The organism is Lysinibacillus sp. NPDC097868 (assembly GCF_044761135.1).
Classification (GTDB): domain Bacteria; phylum Bacillota; class Bacilli; order Bacillales_A; family Planococcaceae; genus Lysinibacillus.
The window spans coordinates 1-17,073 of sequence record NZ_JBIWBS010000001.1 but is presented as its reverse complement, the minus strand read 5'-3'; the positions used below and the strand labels follow the sequence as shown (position 1 = coordinate 17,073).

Here is a 17,073-nt window from a genome sequence, read left to right as displayed (position 1 = left end):
CACTTACACGCAAAAAAGAGCCGTCTCAATATGAGACGACTCTCTTCATTAAATATTTACAATGGAATATATTTTAGTGGATTCACACTACCAACTGCTTGTCCTTGCCAAGAGCCGATGTGCACTTCAAAGTGTAAGTGTGGTCCTGTTGAGCGACCTGTACTGCCCATTGCTGCAATTTGCTGCCCTTGGCTTACTTCGTCACCCACACTCACATTAAATGCACTTAAATGTGCATAAACGGTTGTATAAATTTTTCCATCAATAGAGTGTGTTAAAATAACCACATTTCCGTAAGAGCTAAGTGGTGCGGCATAAGATACGACACCGTCAGCTGCTGCCCAAATCGGCGTACCTGTTTTATTGGCAAGGTCAACTCCATAATGGAATTCAGGACCAGCACCAAGATTACGCCAGCCATATGGTGATGTTAAACGACCATTTGTTGGTTTAATCCATGTTCCATCCGAAGCTGGAGCATTCACTGTAGAGCCACCAGAGCCTGAGTTCCCCGCTGCAGCTGCAGCAGCGGCTGCTGCTTTACGTTTTGCCTCTTGTTGACGAGCTACTTCTGCTAATCGATTTTGCTCTGAAATGATTTGCTGCTGTAATTCAGCACTAATTTCAAGCGCCTCTGAATATTCTTTTTCAAGTAATACTTTTTCTGACTTTAGTTTTGCTTGTTCCTTTTCTAACTGCTCAACTAAAGTATTTTTCTCTTTTTTCTGTCCATCTAATGATGCTTTTAGACGCTCTAGCTTTGCTTTCTGCTCTTCAAGCTTTTGACGTTTGCTTTCTAGTACTTGCTTTTGCTCTTCTAATGTTTGCTTGTCCTGTTTTTGATCGCGAATAATTTGACGATCCGCTTCAAGTAATGCATTTACAGCGGAGAAGCGGTCGATGAAATCTACGAAGCTATTAGAACCTAGTAGCACATCTAGATAGCTAACTGAGCCCCCAGCTTGAATTGCACGTGCACGATCTTGTAATAATAAATCACGCTCTTCAATTTTGCGAAGAAGCTCTTCAATTGTACCTTCTAATTCTTTTATCTCTGCATTTGTAGATTGAATTTCTGCCAATACATTTTTAATACTACTATTTGTAGTTTCGATTTCAGCGTTCAACGCTTGAATTTGATCTAGTAATTTTTGTTGCTTTTCTTCATTTGCACTAATAGCATTTTCTTTATTGCTAATAGAAGAATTTAATTGATTTTTCTTTGTTTCTACTTGTTTTTTCTCTTCTTTTAAATCCGTTAAACTAGTTGCATACGCTGTTGGAGTTTGGATAATAAGAAGTAGTGCCGTTGTTGCTGCAAATGCTTTAATCGTGTTTTTTGCCTTACTTTTCATTTATTGAACTCCCCTTCGTCTATTTAATTCCATTTTTCTGACTATGTACGCCGTCATAAACGGCTTTTTTATTGCGCTACATCTCTGACTAAATATTAATTACGCCTCGGCATTTTTGCGATTAAGTTTTATTCGAGCCTGTTCAAAAGGCTCCTCATAAACTCTGTGACAATCACCGTGAACTTTAACTTGATTCAGGGGGGTGGAATCTGCATAGAGTCCAGTATATCCCCCACTTATATCTAAGTACTTCTGCTGAAGCAAGTTAAACTTTTAAAAATTTACGTACAGACATGAAGCTTCCCCAAATACCAATGAGCACACCAATAAGCAGTAGTAGACCACTTACTTGATAGACAAGTGGTGAGAAGTCAAGAAGCTGAACGAGCTCACCTTGTAAACGAGGTGCAATAATTCTATATACATTGTGATAAAGTGTTGCGATAACCGCAATCGGGATGATAGAACCTAATATCCCCAGCCACATACCTTCTAAAAGAAATGGAATACGCACAAACGAATTTGTTGCACCTACTAGTTTCATAATTTCGATTTCATCGCGACGTGCGATTATCGTAATACGAATCGTATTAGAGATTAAGAAAATAGCTGTGAATAATAACCCTAAAATCAGCACAAGACCTACATTACGACTAATATTTAAGAAGTTGAAAAGTTTTTCTACCTTACCTTCACCGTACTTCACATCGTATGTATATTCATACTTATTAATTGTCTTTGCAACCGTGGCCGTTTGCTGTGGATCTGTTGCCTTTACATAAATAACATTTCGTAACGGGTTACTTTGCTCAAAAAGCTTAAAGTCATCCCCAAAATCTTTCACTAACTTGGTCAATTCGTCTTCTTTTGTGGAATAAGTAAATTCCGCAACATCAGGCAATTTTTCTATTTTTGCTAGTAATGCTTTTTCAGCAGCTTCATCTGCTGTTTCATCGATTAACACTTTTATTTCAACATCGTTCTCTAAATCTGATGCTACTTTATTTAAGTTCATCATAATTAGCGAGAATACACCTACTAATATCAAAGTCACTGTAACCGCGCTGACAGAAGCAATTGTCATCCAGCTATTACGACCAAGTGATTTTATACTCTCTCGAAAGTGTCGTTTTACTGTATTAAATTTCATAGCCGTAGTCACCTCCGTGCTCATCACGGACAATCATACCGCCTTCAATCGCTATAACTCGACGACGAATGGTATTCACAATTTCGCGGTTGTGAGTTGCCATTACAATTGTCGTTCCCCGTGCATTAATTTCTTCAAATAAATTCATAATCTCCCAAGATGTCTCAGGGTCTAGATTCCCTGTTGGCTCATCGGCAATTACTACTTTAGGTACATTCACAATAGAACGCGCAATAGAAACACGTTGCTGTTCTCCACCAGAAAGTTCATTCGGGAACATTCTTGCCTTATGCTTTAATCCGACAAGATCTAAAACTTCCATAACTCGACGTCGGATTTCAACTGGCTCCTCTTCAATTACCTCTAATGCAAATGCTACGTTTTCATAGACATTTAATCTTGGAAGTAATTTGAAATCTTGGAAAACTACACCGAGCTGACGGCGCAAGAAAGGTACTTTTTTATTTTTTAAATCACCTAAATTAATTCCATTAACAGTAATTTCACCTGAAGTTGCTTTTTCCTCACGGTACATTAATTTGATAAATGTCGATTTACCTGCACCACTTGGACCAACAACATAGACAAATTCACCTTGTTTTATATTAACCGAAATGCCATTTGTCGCAACTACACCATTCGGATACTTCTTTGTCACATTTTTCATTTCTATCATGTTTTTTAAACCACCTAAACCTCTTATATGTAAGATGTATTCTTTTTCTATTATATCACTCAATCTATGTTTTTTTATTACAGTTTTATTTCATTCGTTGGCATTATATTCTATTTATTTAATGTTTTTTGGAATATTATTTAAAAAACCACCAAATGACAACAAATAAAAACAGGAATCGATGGAAGGTTATAGTGATTCCTGTTTCTTATTTGCAAATATTGAATATAAAAAGAGCATTCAAGCTATTTAGTTGCCTAGCCTGAATGCTCTATATTATTTTACATTTGTTGCTCGTCAGTAGTTGTATAACGAATTAAAACTGCCCCTGTTTTCGACTCCCCTTCGATAAATAAGCGATTCGCATTTTCCACTTCTTTATCAAAACGAACTACTTTAGTTAAGAATTGATCCTGTGTTTCAATTTTCGATGTATCTTGAATACCTACATCCACTTTACCAAAGTTAGTTACAATTTTGCCGCTTAAAGACATTGTTCGTGGTACATATATTTCTACAGCTCCGGCAACTGTATGTGCTTTAATTTTTGATGAATTACTAGAGCATGTTGTCACAACAACATGTCCATTTATAGATTTTGCTTCTACTTCATCTAAAGCCCCATCTAAATAAACACGACCATTCAATGTTTCCGCTTCTAAATCTTTACCACGTACATCAGTTAGTTCGATCGAGCCATTCGATGAATCCACTTCTGCTTTCGTAAATACTAGTTTAGAGCCCTTAATCGCACCATTAAGTGTTTTAAGTTTTAATTGATCTAGCTCGATATCTTGCAAAGCAACACTGCCGTTCATTAAACGGACTGACAATTTATCTAACTTTTCCTTTGGCACAAGCAATTGTACATTCACCTGTACAAGCTTTAGCTGACTTAAAATTCTAAGTGAGCCTTCCTCGCTCTTAACAACAAATTGTTCCAAGAAGTGGCTACGTGTTTCTTCCTCGTTATCATTAAGTAGAGGTGCCTTTACTTTACAAATGATTTGGAAGTTATCGCCCTCACACGTTTCTAATGAAAAATTGCCATTCGGTAATTCAACAATGACATTTTCTACATTCTCTGCTGCTAGTTCTTCTGTATGTGTAAATTCAAATTTATCTCCAAATGGCGAAGAAACATCAAATTCTTTTACTTTTTTAACTGCCGTATTCATCATATCCATAAAGATTGAACCGATTTGCGATAAATCTTTACGAAAATCATGCATTTCATCCTGGAAATGTTTAGTGAAGTCTGCATCTTTTTTCTTTTGTTCTTCTTTAAACACTGGATCTTTAAAGATAGACTCTTGCTCTGTTGAGGATTGCTGACCCATATTCGACACATCGCTATTACTACTTTGAGTGGACTTGCTAGGTTGCTCTAATGCTTCTAATAATGTAATCGCCTCTTGCGCTGAAATTGTACCTTTTTCCACAAGTTCTAAAATTCGTTGACGTTCATTTTGCATAATCATATAGCCTCCCACAGATTGTTATATCTATTTATACGTATCCCTATGTGAAAAGTTTCACTGAAAAAATGAAAAAGCATTAACTATCACAGATTATGAATTACTGCATTGTCGTTATTAGGTGTATTTTTGATATGAGAAAATAAAAAATCTGCAAGATTCCTGAGGGGGGAAAAGCCTTATGCTTGATGCTACAAAAGGTAACGAGCATGCGAGGTCTTAAGTCTTACCCTCGGAAAAGAGCAGATTTTTATAATAAAATATTTTGTGAAAAATTATTTAGATGCTTCTACCAAAGCAGCTTCCATTCGCATTCTATCACGTGTTAATATCGGTTTTAAATATTTCCCTGTATATGATCCAGTTACTTCCACTACTTCTTCTGGCGTACCTGTAGCAACAATTGTACCACCTTTGTCGCCACCCTCTGGGCCCAAGTCAATAATGTAATCCGCTGTTTTAATAACATCCAAATTATGCTCAATGACAAGTACTGAGTCACCATTTTCAACAAGGCGTTGCAACACAATCAGTAAGCGTGCAATATCATCTGCATGTAAGCCAGTTGTTGGCTCATCTAAAATGTAGAATGACTTACCTGTTGAGCGGCGATGTAATTCAGAAGCCAATTTAACTCGCTGTGCCTCACCACCTGATAGGGTAGTCGCAGGTTGTCCTAATTTCATATAACCTAACCCTACATCAACAATTGTTTGTAATTTACGTTGAATTTTAGGAATGTTTTCGAAGAACACTACAGCATTTTCAATTGTCATATCTAAAATATCGGCAATACTTTTATCTTTATATTTCACTTCAAGTGTTTCTCTGTTATAACGTTTACCATGACAAACTTCACATGGCACATAAACATCTGGCAAGAAATGCATTTCAATTTTAATAATACCGTCGCCACGACAAGCTTCACAGCGACCACCTTTAACATTAAAGCTAAACCGACCTTTTTTATAGCCGCGTACTTTGGCCTCATTTGTTGTTGCAAAAACATCGCGAATATCATCAAATACCCCTGTATACGTTGCGGGATTTGAGCGCGGCGTTCTCCCGATTGGTGATTGGTCAATATCAATAACTTTTTCTAACTCATCCAATCCAGTTACTTCTTTATGTGCACCTGGCTTCACCTTTGAACGGTTGAGCTTTTGCGCTAAAGATTTATATAAAATTTCATTAATGAGTGTTGATTTACCTGAGCCAGAAACACCTGTCACCGCTACAAATAGACCTAATGGTACATCTACTTTGACGTTTTGTAGGTTATTTTCCTTTGCACCTAAAATAGATAGTTTACGACCATCTGGTTTACGACGTTCAATTGGTAGTGGTATGAATTTCTTGCCGCTTAAATATTGTCCTGTTAACGACTTAGGATTATCCATTACTTCCTGTGGCGTACCTGCCGCAACAATTTGTCCACCATGTACACCAGCACCTGGTCCAACATCAATAAGATAATCCGCTGCTAGCATTGTATCTTCATCATGCTCGACTACAATTAGCGTATTTCCAATATCACGCATATTTTGTAGCGTACTAATGAGACGGTCATTATCTCGCTGATGTAGGCCGATAGATGGCTCATCCAAAATATAGAGCACACCCGTTAAGCGAGAGCCAATTTGTGTTGCCAGACGGATACGCTGAGCCTCTCCGCCTGAAAGTGTTCCCGCAGCACGATTTAATGTTAAATAATCTAACCCTACATTGACTAAGAAGCCGAGGCGTTCTTCAATTTCACGCAAGACGAGTTTCGCAATTTGCATATCTTTTTCAGATAAATCGAGCTCTTTGAAAAACGTATCTGCATCCTGAATCGAATACTCTGTTACTTGTCCAATATGCTGATCTGCAATTTTCACAGCTAATGTTTCGGGCTTTAGTCGGTAGCCTTTACAAGATGGGCAAGCTTGCTGAGCCATATATTTCTCCATTTGTTCTCGTACATAATCGGAAGTTGTTTCCTTAAAACGGCGTTCTACATTACGAACGACACCTTCGAATTCAATCATCTGGTCACGTACATTGCCAAATTCATTTTCATAATGGAAGTGAATTTTATCTTTACCTGAGCCAAATAAAACCTTATCCATCTTTTCTTTAGGTAAATCTTTGACAGGTACATCCATTGGAATATCGTAGTGGTCGCATACAGCCTTTAATAGCTGTGGATAATATTGAGAGCTAGTAGGCTCCCACGGTGCAATAGCATGCTCTAATAATGAACGATCCCAATCTGGCACGATAAGCTCAAGATCAACCTCTTGTGTCGTTCCTAAACCGTCACAACTTGTGCACGCTCCAAATGGACTGTTAAAAGAAAACATACGAGGCTCTAACTCTCCGATTGAAAATCCACATATTGGACATGCATGATGTTCGCTAAATAATAATTCTTCATGCTCCATTACATCGACAAGAACACGTCCTTCTGCCAATCGAAGGGCTGTTTCTAACGAATCACTAAGACGAGCTGCAATTCCTTCTTTTACAACGACACGATCGACAACAACTTCTATTGAATGTTTTTTATTTTTATCAAGATCAATAGCATCATCTAAATCGCGTAATTCTCCATCAATTCGTACACGGACAAAGCCTTGCTTTTTCAAATCCTCAAGTAATTTTACATGTGTCCCTTTACGCCCTGAAATCATCGGTGCAAATAATTGCATTTTCGTACGTTCCGGATAGACGAGCAGACGATCCACCATTTGCTCAATCGTTTGAGACGTAATCTCAATACCGTGATTTGGACAAATGGGCTTGCCAATACGAGCAAATAGTAAACGCAAATAATCATAGATTTCGGTTACTGTTCCGACTGTTGAGCGCGGATTTCGGCTCGTCGTTTTTTGATCTATTGAAATGGCAGGCGATAGCCCCTCTATTGCATCTACATCCGGTTTATCCATTTGGCCAAGAAATTGGCGCGCATATGCCGATAATGATTCGACATAGCGACGTTGCCCCTCAGCGTAAATCGTATCAAACGCTAATGACGACTTCCCAGACCCAGATAAACCTGTTAACACGACTAATTGATCACGTGGAATTGTGACATTTATATTTTTTAAATTATGTGCTCGTGCGCCTTGCACGACAATTTCTGTATTTTTCACAAGCCAATCACCCTTCTGCTTTCAATTCAAATATTGTATCGCGAAGCTCAGCTGCACGTTCGAAGTCAAGTGCTTTAGCCGCTTCCTTCATCTCAACTTCAAGAGTAGCAAGTAATTTCTCTCTTTCTGCCTTCGTCAATTTTTTACCTTTCGTAGCCTTTGTTACATAAGACTCCTCTTCCTCTGCCACCTGTGTTGCACGAATAACATCCGGAATCTTTTTGACAATCGTTTTCGGTGTAATACCATGTTCTTCGTTGTAAGCCATTTGAATAGTACGGCGGCGTTTTGTTTCCTCAATTGCCTTTTTCATAGAATCTGTCATATTATCCGCGTACATAATGACATGCCCATTCGCATTACGTGCCGCACGGCCAATTGTTTGAATAAGAGAACGCTCTGAACGTAAAAAGCCTTCCTTATCTGCATCTAAAATCGCTACTAGTGATACTTCAGGAATATCTAAGCCTTCACGCAATAAGTTAATGCCGATAAGTACATCATATGTACCTTTACGAAGTTCGCGAATAATCTCAATACGTTCTAATGTCTTAATCTCTGAATGTAAGTATTCCACTTTTAAGCCCATTTCCTTCAAATATGCAGATAAATCTTCCGACATTTTTTTCGTCAATGTTGTTACGAGTACACGCTCATTTTGCGCAATACGACCATGAATTTCATCAATTAAATCATCAATTTGTCCTTCAATTGGACGAACATCAATTAACGGATCTAGTAATCCTGTTGGACGTATAATTTGTTCTACCATTTCAGGAGTATGTTCAATTTCATATGGACCAGGCGTTGCTGATACATAAATTGCTTGATGAATATGTCGTTCGAATTCCTCAAAACGCAATGGACGATTGTCTAGTGCTGATGGTAAACGGAAACCATGCTCTACTAGTACCCCTTTTCGCGCTTGGTCCCCATTATACATACCTCTTACTTGTGGTAATGTCACATGGCTTTCGTCGACAACTAGAAGAAAATCCTCTGGGAAGTAATCAAGTAACGTATACGGAGTTGCACCAGCTTCACGTAATGTTAAATGGCGTGAATAGTTTTCAATACCTGAGCAAAAGCCCATTTCACGCATCATTTCTAAATCATAACGTGTACGCTGCTCTAATCGCTGTGCCTCCAATAGCTTATCTTCCGCTCGCAATAGCTCAAGGCGTTGTTCTAATTCTTGTTCAATATTATCAATTGCTTTAAGCATTTTTTCTTCACGAGTAACGAAGTGGGATGCTGGGAAAATTGCTACATGGTCTCGATCTGCCAATATTTCTCCCGTTAAAGCATCTACCTCTCGAATTCGGTCAATCTCATCTCCGAAAAATTCGACACGGACGCAATGTTCATCACGAGATGCTGGGAAAATTTCCACAACGTCTCCTCGCACACGGAACGTCCCACGAGTAAAACTAATATCATTGCGTTCATATTGCACGTCGACTAATTTTCGAAGTAATTGATTGCGCTCAATTTCCATCCCTGTGCGAATTGATACAACTAATTCTCGATATTCTTCCGGAGAACCTAAACCATATATACAGGACACGGACGCAATAATAATGACATCATCACGTTCGAAAAGAGCAGAAGTGGCTGAGTGACGGAGTTTATCAATCTCATCATTAATGCTTGAATCTTTTTCGATATACGTATCTGTTTGCGGAACATACGCTTCCGGCTGAAAGTAATCATAATAACTTACAAAGTATTCAACCGCATTATTTGGGAAGAACTCTTTGAACTCACTATATAATTGACCCGCAAGTGTTTTATTGTGGGCCATAATCAGTGTTGGTTTTTTTACTTGCTGAATGACATTGGAAATCGTAAAAGTTTTGCCCGTCCCTGTTGCACCAAGTAATGTTTGATGTCGTTTCCCTTCACGTACACCCTCCACTAATTCTGCAATCGCCTGTGGCTGATCACCATTAGGCTGATAAGGCGCCTGTAAATCAAATGTTTGCACGCATGTCCCCGTCCTTTCCTACCAATTTGTACATTTATTTTAGCATAGCAGTATTAAAATATCGAACATTTAACGAACGAATGTTTGTTTTTTCTTCAATTTCAATTTCGGTACCCGTATTGTTGATGTAGCATTTGAAGCTTCTCATAGATATGACACGCTTTCAGTAACAATAAACTTCTATCCTTTATACCCATGATTAGATATATACCCTTTCTTTAATCATAGAATTCTAGAAAAATAAAAGATTTTACATTTTTTCATTAAACATAATAGTGCTGATAACGTCTATTTGGTGACAGACAAAAAAATCCGCTCTCCTGTTATTGGAGAGCGGTCTTATCATATTATTCACTTGCTACTTTGTGTAAAGCCTCTAGTTCAGTTGCGTATAAGTGAAAAGCTTTTTTATCTCGTTTGTCGAGTGTTCTATCTATCAGAACCATTAGCTGTTCTTCACGATGCATACGCTGGATATGATTTAAAAATAAATCTAAATAAATCTCGTTCAATAATTTCTCTGCCTCATCAACTTTTTTTGACTGACCTACGGCTTTTAGAAAATCTGTGTACGAATAATATTTATCCAACGATCTCACCTCGATCCTTTTCTAAATTATAAGAAAATTTAGATTAAAATGCAACGCTAAACAAATAAAAATCATCTATTATTTATTAGAATTATAGCGTAATTTCGAGCAAACCCCTTAGGAAAAAGCATCAATTATCTATATATTTTAAGTTTATATCTATATTTTCAGAATGCATTTTTGTCATTTACACTACAAATAATCACTATCAAAAGGAGGCTTTTACATATGTCATCAAATTATGTGAATGGTTATTTAATGTCTTTCAATACTTATTTATTACTACCGATTCAGCATGAATCTAAAGTTTTTACTCGAGTAATCGACAAGCATAATGAGCTTATTGTGACACGCAAACCTTTGCATGTTTTACGCAAATCTTGCATCTCTTTAGGCACGACTTATGAAGCTGCAAAACATTCTGCAAAACGTTTTTTTGGTAATCAACATAAGCTCCCTATAGTCGTCGCATATGATTATGGCTTTCCTTGCATTTTTTTACCGACCTATTCGCCAAACTCTATACACAATATTTGGATAGGGCTCCATGCTATTTCAAATATTTCGCCGAGTAGTGAAGGATGTATTATCACATTGAAAAATGATATGGAAATTGAGCTGCCTATTAAATATGCTTCGATTAGTAAACAATTTGTTAATGCTTCAATGCTTTATAAACATTATATGGGTGAGCGTAAACAACTTAGCCACGATGCTCCGTACCATCCACCCTTTTAAGGAGAAGGTTCACTTGAGTATTAATAATCCTAATTGTTAGGGTTAGTAGGAGCTGTCCTAAAGAATGCTCTATTCATGTGACTCATCCTAAAGCGTAAAAATCCACTTCGCTTTCCGCAGGCACACACGTAAGCCGCAACCCTCGCTTACCCGCGGTTTGTTGCGTCTTACGCTCTGTGCGTTCCCGCAGGAGTCTACGTGGATTTTTACTTGGGTAACCTACTAGGTATCATAAGAATTCAGAATTGTTTGAGTGACTGGCACTTTAAATGACAAAACCTCAGAAGCGTAGCGCCTCTGAGGTTTTCATTAATTATCCAATTTTAGAACGTAAATATGCATTGATAAATGGATCTAAATCTCCGTCCATTACTGCACCTACATTCCCTGTTTCTTCACTTGTACGGTGATCCTTAACCATAGAGTATGGATGGAATACGTATGAGCGTATTTGAGAGCCCCAGCCAATTTCCTTTTGCTCACCACGAATTTCATCAAGTTGTGCTTGTTGCTTATCAATTTCTAATTGATATAGTTTCCCTTTTAACATCGTCATTGCTTTTTCGCGGTTTTTAATTTGTGAACGCTCTGCCTGACATTGAACGACAGTACCAGTTGGAATATGCGTAATACGAACAGCTGAATCCGTTGTATTAATATGCTGACCACCTGCGCCTGTTGCACGGTACGTATCAATTTTCAAATCCTCTGTACGAATGTCTACTTCAATGTTGTCATCAAATTCAGGCATGACATCACATGAAACGAATGATGTATGACGACGACCAGAAGAGTCGAACGGTGAAATACGTACTAAACGGTGAACACCCTTTTCAGCCTGTAAGTAACCGTAAGCATTATGACCTTTAATAGATAATGTTACAGATTTAATACCCGCTTCATCACCTGGAAGATAATCGACTGTTTCCACTTTAAAGCCACGTTTTTCAGCCCAACGAGTGTACATACGAAGTAACATAGAACCCCAATCTTGAGACTCTGTACCACCAGCACCAGGATGCAGCTCTAAAATTGCATTGTTATGATCATATGGACCACTCAATAGTAATTGCAACTCAAAATCGCCCATTTTTTGTTGGAACTCTGCCAGCTCATTGCCTAGCTCCTCCTGTAATTCTTCATCAGGCTCTTCACGTAATAACTCTAGTGTCATATCTAAGTTTTCATGTGTATCTACTAGCTCTTTATATTCATTAACAATTGCCTTCAAGCCATTACCTTCATTAATGACTACCTGTGCTCCTTGTTGATCGTCCCAGAAGCCTGGCTCTAGCATCATTTCATCTAATTCTTGTATACGTGCCTCTTTGTTTTCTAAGTCAAAGAGACCTCCTAAAGTCCGCCAATTTTTTGGCTGTAGTATCTAACGCGTTACGTACATCTGCTAATTCAATCATTGCTAAATCCTCCGAACATATTTAATGGATAGTACAAGTAAAATCCGTATTATTCTATTATAGCGTTTTTAAAGCGGAAAACATACTTTTTTCAATATGCCCTATCCATGATACATAAAAAATAGTAGTACAAAGCGCTTAGCTTACACTACTATTTTTTATGTTCAAAGATATATTATTCCCTAATTAAGTTTTCCGAGTAAGCTTTTACGGGCTTCAGCGTGAATTTTTTGGTCACAATGCTCGCATGTCAACCGTCTATTACGATTCACTTTATAAAGCTGATATTTCCTAGTACCTTCTAAAAGCTTAAATTGTTTTTTACAGCAAATACAAATCGTTTCATAATAAATCATCAAAGCCTACACCCCTCTGTATTTATTCATTGTATTTCAAAAAAGCTATAAAATCTTAAAAGTACTCGCACTCATTGGATATTTCGTTACAATCGAGAATAACAGTAATACTAACCGTTTCATGGAATAGCTACGGTTTCCTAGCATTCATCCTTTTTTGTTTCATCTTCTACCTTAGAACGAATCGCCATTCGTTGAAATACTTTGACACGATCAAACTGCACAAGTAAATGCTTCGTGCGTCTTTCAAGCTTGTATTTTAATAAAAAAGCCCGCTGAATACGATATTCAAATGCTTTCGGACTAACATCCACAATAATTTCTTGACCGTTCATAAACACAACCTTCGTTTGCTTTTTACCAACAGCAATATAATCGTCTATATGATGGACAGCAAACCAAATACACTCTGGATGTAACGGTGACTTACTTGGAAACCACAAAATATTAAACCGTTCATGGACAACAATGGGATTTTTATTGAGCTTACCTAAAATCATCTTTGAGCCATCAAAGGCCCCTCGTAAGCTCGAACCAAAATAGCGGAGATTAAAATCCATTAGTCTCGTAGGGGATAATTTGGATATATATTGATAGTCCCTTTCAATTACTCTTGTACATAAATTTCCAAAGGCATCATACTCAGGCATATACAACATTGTTTCACTACTCATAATGTCTTCACAATTATAATGCAATGATTACTCCTCCTTTAAATCATATTTATCATGTGAATTAAAAAGGAATGTACATGTTTATTGGTATACCTATGTACTTCCTCGAGCACGTCTGCTAAAACTACATTACTCGAGAATTTGGTCCGACTAACGCATAAATTCACCTCCCCTTTTGTCAAAGAAAGTAAATTCATATGAAAGTGTCTTACTATTTATTTAAATAATTTGCTATACTCATTACTTTCATTGAACTAAATACCTATTGTTACAATTATTGTATACTTTTGTTTATCTATTGTCTATTAATTCAGATTTTAGGCCATTTCCTTTTAAGCAAAAAAAGATCAACTCAACTTCCCGTTGAATTGATCTTTTACGTATTTTATTGACCTGCACCGTGACAGTTTTTAAATTTCTTTCCACTACCGCATGGACATAAATCATTACGTCCAATATTTTCAGCCTTACGTACAGGTTGTTTCTTCGGTGCAGGCGAGCCATCTTCTTTCGGATTCACAGCCTGACCTTTTGCAACCTCTTCACGTTCTAAGTTACTGCGGATTTCTGCTTTCATCGCATATTTCGCTACATCCTCACGAATTGAAGCGACCATATCCTCAAACATCGCAAAACCTTCTTGTTGATATTCACGTAGAGGATCATTTTGACCATATGCACGTAAATGGATTCCTTGACGTAATTGATCCATTGCGTCAATATGATCAATCCACTTCGTATCAATTGAACGTAATAAAATAACCTTCTCAAACTCACGCATACGCTCTGGTGTAAGCTCTTCTTCTTTTTCATCATAGCGTTGGTGTACAGCATCGGAAATAGTCGAATTAATTTCTTCCACAGATTTACCTTGGAAGTCCGCTACTTTTAATGTGCCCTCTTCTAGTAGGTTAGCTGCGACAAAGTCTTCAATCGCTTTTAAGTTCCAATCTTTCGGCTGATCATCTTGTGTGTAAAGACCGACAATATTATCGATTGTTTCCTGAATCATCGACTCTACAAGCTCACGCATATTTTCCGTTTCTAAAACGTCGTAACGCTCTTTGTAAATAATCTCACGTTGCTGACGTAAAACATCATCATATTGTAATAACCGTTTACGTGCATCAAAGTTATTCCCTTCAACACGTTTTTGCGCTGATTCTACCGCTCTTGATACTACTTTCGATTGTAATGGTTGAGAATCATCCATTCCTAGACGCATCATCATAGACTTCATATTGTCAGAACCAAATCGACGCATTAATTCATCTTCAAGCGACAGGTAGAATTGCGTAACCCCTGGATTCCCCTGACGTCCTGAACGACCGCGTAGCTGATTATCAATACGACGGGATTCATGACGCTCCGTACCAATTACCGCTAAACCACCAATTTCTAATACACCTTCACCAGGTTTAATGTCGGTACCACGACCAGCCATATTTGTTGCAATCGTCACTGCACCTTTTGAACCGGCATTCGCGATAATTTCTGCTTCACGCTCATGGTTTTTCGCGTTCAGTACATTATGAGGAATTTTATGTTTATCAAGTAACTGTGAAATAATTTCAGACGTTTCAATCGCTACTGTACCAACAAGTACTGGTTGACCAGCCTTATGACGTTCAGCAATATCAGCCGCTACTGCTTTATATTTTCCTTCCATAGAAGCAAAAATTAAATCTGGGCGGTCATCACGTGCAATTGGCTTATTCGTTGGAATGGCAATAACGCTCATATTGTAAATATTACGGAACTCTTCTTCTTCTGTTTTCGCTGTACCTGTCATACCCGCAAGCTTTTGGTACATACGGAAATAGTTTTGGAATGTAATTGTTGCCATCGTCATTGATTCGTTTTGAATCTCAACGCCCTCTTTAGCTTCAATTGCTTGATGGAGACCATCAGAATAACGACGTCCCTTCATTAAACGACCTGTAAAGCCGTCAACGATGACAATTTCGCCCTCTTGAACAACGTAGTCAACATCATTATGCATACTTACATGTGCCTTTAACGATTGGTTAATGGCATGATTTAAACGAACATGTGTTAAATCGAACAAGTTGTCGATTCCGAATGCTTTTTCGGCTTTTTCTACACCTGCATCCGTTAATGTAACGCCTTTTGTTGATTCTTCATATGTGTAATCTGTATCGGCACTTAACATGCGTACAAAGGCATTAGACTGCTTGTACAACTGCGCTGATTTCCCAGCCTGACCCGAGATAATTAATGGCGTACGCGCCTCATCAATTAAAATTGAGTCAACCTCATCGATTACAGCATAGTGAAGCGGACGCTGAACACGCTCTTCTTTATAAAGCACCATATTGTCACGTAAATAGTCAAATCCTAACTCATTGTTTGTACTATACGTAATATCTGCATCATATGCCGCACGCTTCTCTTCTTTAGACAGGCTGTTTAAGTTTAAACCAACTGAAAGGCCTAAGAAATTATACAGCTCTCCCATCTCAGCAGCGTCACGACTTGCCAAATATTCATTGACCGTTACAACGTGTACGCCTTTACCAGTAATAGCATTTAAATATACTGCCATCGTAGCTGTTAACGTTTTACCTTCACCGGTTTTCATCTCTGAAATGTTACCTTCATCAAGGGAAGCAGCACCCATAATTTGCACGCGGAAAGGATACATTCCTAATACACGTTTCGACGCCTCACGACTAACTGCAAAAGCTTCAGCACGAATTGAATCTAATTTTTCGCCATCTGCATAACGTTTTTTAAATTCTTCTGTCTTCGCTTGTAGTTGCTCATCTGAAAGCTGTTCCATTTGAGAAGCGAATCCCTCAACTTGGTCAGCGATTTTTTCTAATTTTTTTAACTCACGTTTATTGAAATCAAATAATTTATTTAATAGGTTTGCCATGAATATTTTTCACTTCCTATACGAGTCTCAAATTCCATTTTACCATTGTGTAACAGTTTCATGCAAACAGTGTCCTATAGTAAGGAACGAAACATCGCAAAATAAGTTCATTTTACGACCTTTTTATACCTTTAATGTGTAATAAAAGGATATTACGAATGAATAAGGAAAATAATTTAGTTGTTTCTATTAATGAACATTTTCCAATGATAAACTTTCAAGATTAATTATGTTCCAGACCCCGAAGCAAAAATCTGCATGTCCCCATCCATGTCAAGATTAAAGAGAATTACGTGACAGTTAAACAGGATAAATATTGGTGCTACAGATTTTTAATACTCTTGATGAATTCTATAACTTTTATCAATCTATCTCACGTTAGGTTCAAAACGATTACCTAAACCATTCAAAATTATCCTCATCAGGAACCCTTACGCTATTAATAACATGAAATACTAGCAATCCTGCTGTTTAAAAAATTTAAAAAAGCCGAGGATTAAACCCTCGACTTACTTTTTGTGCCTAGCGACGTCCTACTCTCACAGGGGGAAGCCCCCAACTACCATCGGCGCTAAAGAGCTTAACTTCCGTGTTCGGTATGGGAACGGGTGT

General features: G+C 37.8%; 11 protein-coding genes and 1 rRNA gene. 1 reads left to right on the top strand and 11 read right to left on the bottom strand.

Annotation, left to right across the window (positions count from 1 at the left end; translation table 11 throughout):
• Positions 1-56: 56 nt before the first annotated feature.
• From ACIQXJ_RS00060 to ACIQXJ_RS00030, 7 genes are all read right to left on the bottom strand, one after another.
• Positions 57-1,355, bottom strand: coding sequence for a murein hydrolase activator EnvC family protein (locus ACIQXJ_RS00060; protein WP_340826316.1), 1,299 nt, complete (start codon positions 1,353-1,355; stop codon positions 57-59).
• A 265-nt stretch (positions 1,356-1,620) separates the two neighbouring features.
• On the bottom strand, positions 1,621-2,505 hold the full coding sequence (gene ftsX / locus ACIQXJ_RS00055; RefSeq protein ID WP_403048376.1) for a permease-like cell division protein FtsX: 885 nt from the start codon (positions 2,503-2,505) through the stop codon (positions 1,621-1,623).
• On the bottom strand, positions 2,495-3,181 hold the full coding sequence (gene ftsE / locus ACIQXJ_RS00050; RefSeq protein ID WP_340826319.1) for a cell division ATP-binding protein FtsE: 687 nt from the start codon (positions 3,179-3,181) through the stop codon (positions 2,495-2,497). Before ftsE ends, ftsX begins: the two co-directional genes overlap by 11 nt.
• Positions 3,182-3,462: 281 nt before the next feature.
• Complete coding sequence (locus ACIQXJ_RS00045) at positions 3,463-4,656, bottom strand: DUF4097 family beta strand repeat-containing protein (RefSeq protein WP_403048374.1); 1,194 nt, start codon at positions 4,654-4,656, stop codon at positions 3,463-3,465.
• A 278-nt stretch (positions 4,657-4,934) separates the two neighbouring features.
• Positions 4,935-7,799 carry an excinuclease ABC subunit UvrA gene (gene uvrA, locus ACIQXJ_RS00040; protein WP_403048372.1) on the bottom strand — a complete coding sequence of 955 codons (2,865 nt, stop codon included), beginning with the start codon at positions 7,797-7,799 and terminating at the stop codon, positions 4,935-4,937.
• Positions 7,800-7,806: 7 nt separating this feature from the next.
• The gene (uvrB, locus tag ACIQXJ_RS00035) at positions 7,807-9,786 is read right to left on the bottom strand and encodes an excinuclease ABC subunit UvrB (protein WP_401009851.1); all 1,980 of its coding nucleotides are present in this window, start codon (positions 9,784-9,786) and stop codon (positions 7,807-7,809) included.
• Positions 9,787-10,133: 347 nt separating this feature from the next.
• Positions 10,134-10,376, bottom strand: a complete 243-nt coding sequence (locus ACIQXJ_RS00030) for an IDEAL domain-containing protein (protein ID WP_403054783.1) — start codon at positions 10,374-10,376, stop codon at positions 10,134-10,136.
• Positions 10,377-10,604: 228 nt separating this feature from the next.
• Between ACIQXJ_RS00030 and ACIQXJ_RS00025 the strand changes: the two genes are divergently transcribed.
• A complete protein-coding gene (locus tag ACIQXJ_RS00025; protein WP_403048369.1) occupies positions 10,605-11,114 on the top strand; it encodes a competence protein ComK in 510 nt (169 codons plus the stop codon).
• 313 nt (positions 11,115-11,427) lie between these two features.
• Here ACIQXJ_RS00025 and prfB read toward each other — a convergent pair.
• From prfB to rrf, 4 genes are all read right to left on the bottom strand, one after another.
• A protein-coding gene (prfB, locus tag ACIQXJ_RS00020; RefSeq protein ID WP_403048367.1) for a peptide chain release factor 2 occupies positions 11,428-12,532 on the bottom strand; the annotation gives its coding sequence in 2 pieces (ribosomal slippage) (positions 11,428-12,456 and positions 12,458-12,532; 1,104 coding nt in all).
• Between the two features lie 496 nt (positions 12,533-13,028).
• Entirely contained in the window at positions 13,029-13,586 is a 558-nt protein-coding gene (locus tag ACIQXJ_RS00015; protein ID WP_403048365.1) for a competence protein ComK, read from the bottom strand.
• Positions 13,587-13,947: 361 nt separating this feature from the next.
• The gene (gene secA / locus ACIQXJ_RS00010; RefSeq protein ID WP_403048364.1) at positions 13,948-16,461 is read right to left on the bottom strand and encodes a preprotein translocase subunit SecA; all 2,514 of its coding nucleotides are present in this window, start codon (positions 16,459-16,461) and stop codon (positions 13,948-13,950) included.
• Positions 16,462-16,981: 520 nt separating this feature from the next.
• Positions 16,982-17,073 (bottom strand): 5S ribosomal RNA (gene rrf, locus ACIQXJ_RS00005); the annotation flags it as partial.

What these genes read in the sequence shown, in the direction of transcription:
- ACIQXJ_RS00060 (WP_340826316.1), bottom strand. Translation starts at nt 1,355, where the DNA reads ATGAAAAGTAAGGCAAAAAACACGATTAAAGCATTTGCAGCAACAACG.
- ftsX (WP_403048376.1), bottom strand. Translation starts at nt 2,505, where the DNA reads ATGAAATTTAATACAGTAAAACGACACTTTCGAGAGAGTATAAAATCA.
- ftsE (WP_340826319.1), bottom strand. Translation starts at nt 3,181, where the DNA reads ATGATAGAAATGAAAAATGTGACAAAGAAGTATCCGAATGGTGTAGTT.
- ACIQXJ_RS00045 (WP_403048374.1), bottom strand. Translation starts at nt 4,656, where the DNA reads ATGCAAAATGAACGTCAACGAATTTTAGAACTTGTGGAAAAAGGTACA.
- ACIQXJ_RS00025 (WP_403048369.1), top strand. Translation starts at nt 10,605, where the DNA reads ATGTCATCAAATTATGTGAATGGTTATTTAATGTCTTTCAATACTTAT.
- secA (WP_403048364.1), bottom strand. Translation starts at nt 16,461, where the DNA reads ATGGCAAACCTATTAAATAAATTATTTGATTTCAATAAACGTGAGTTA.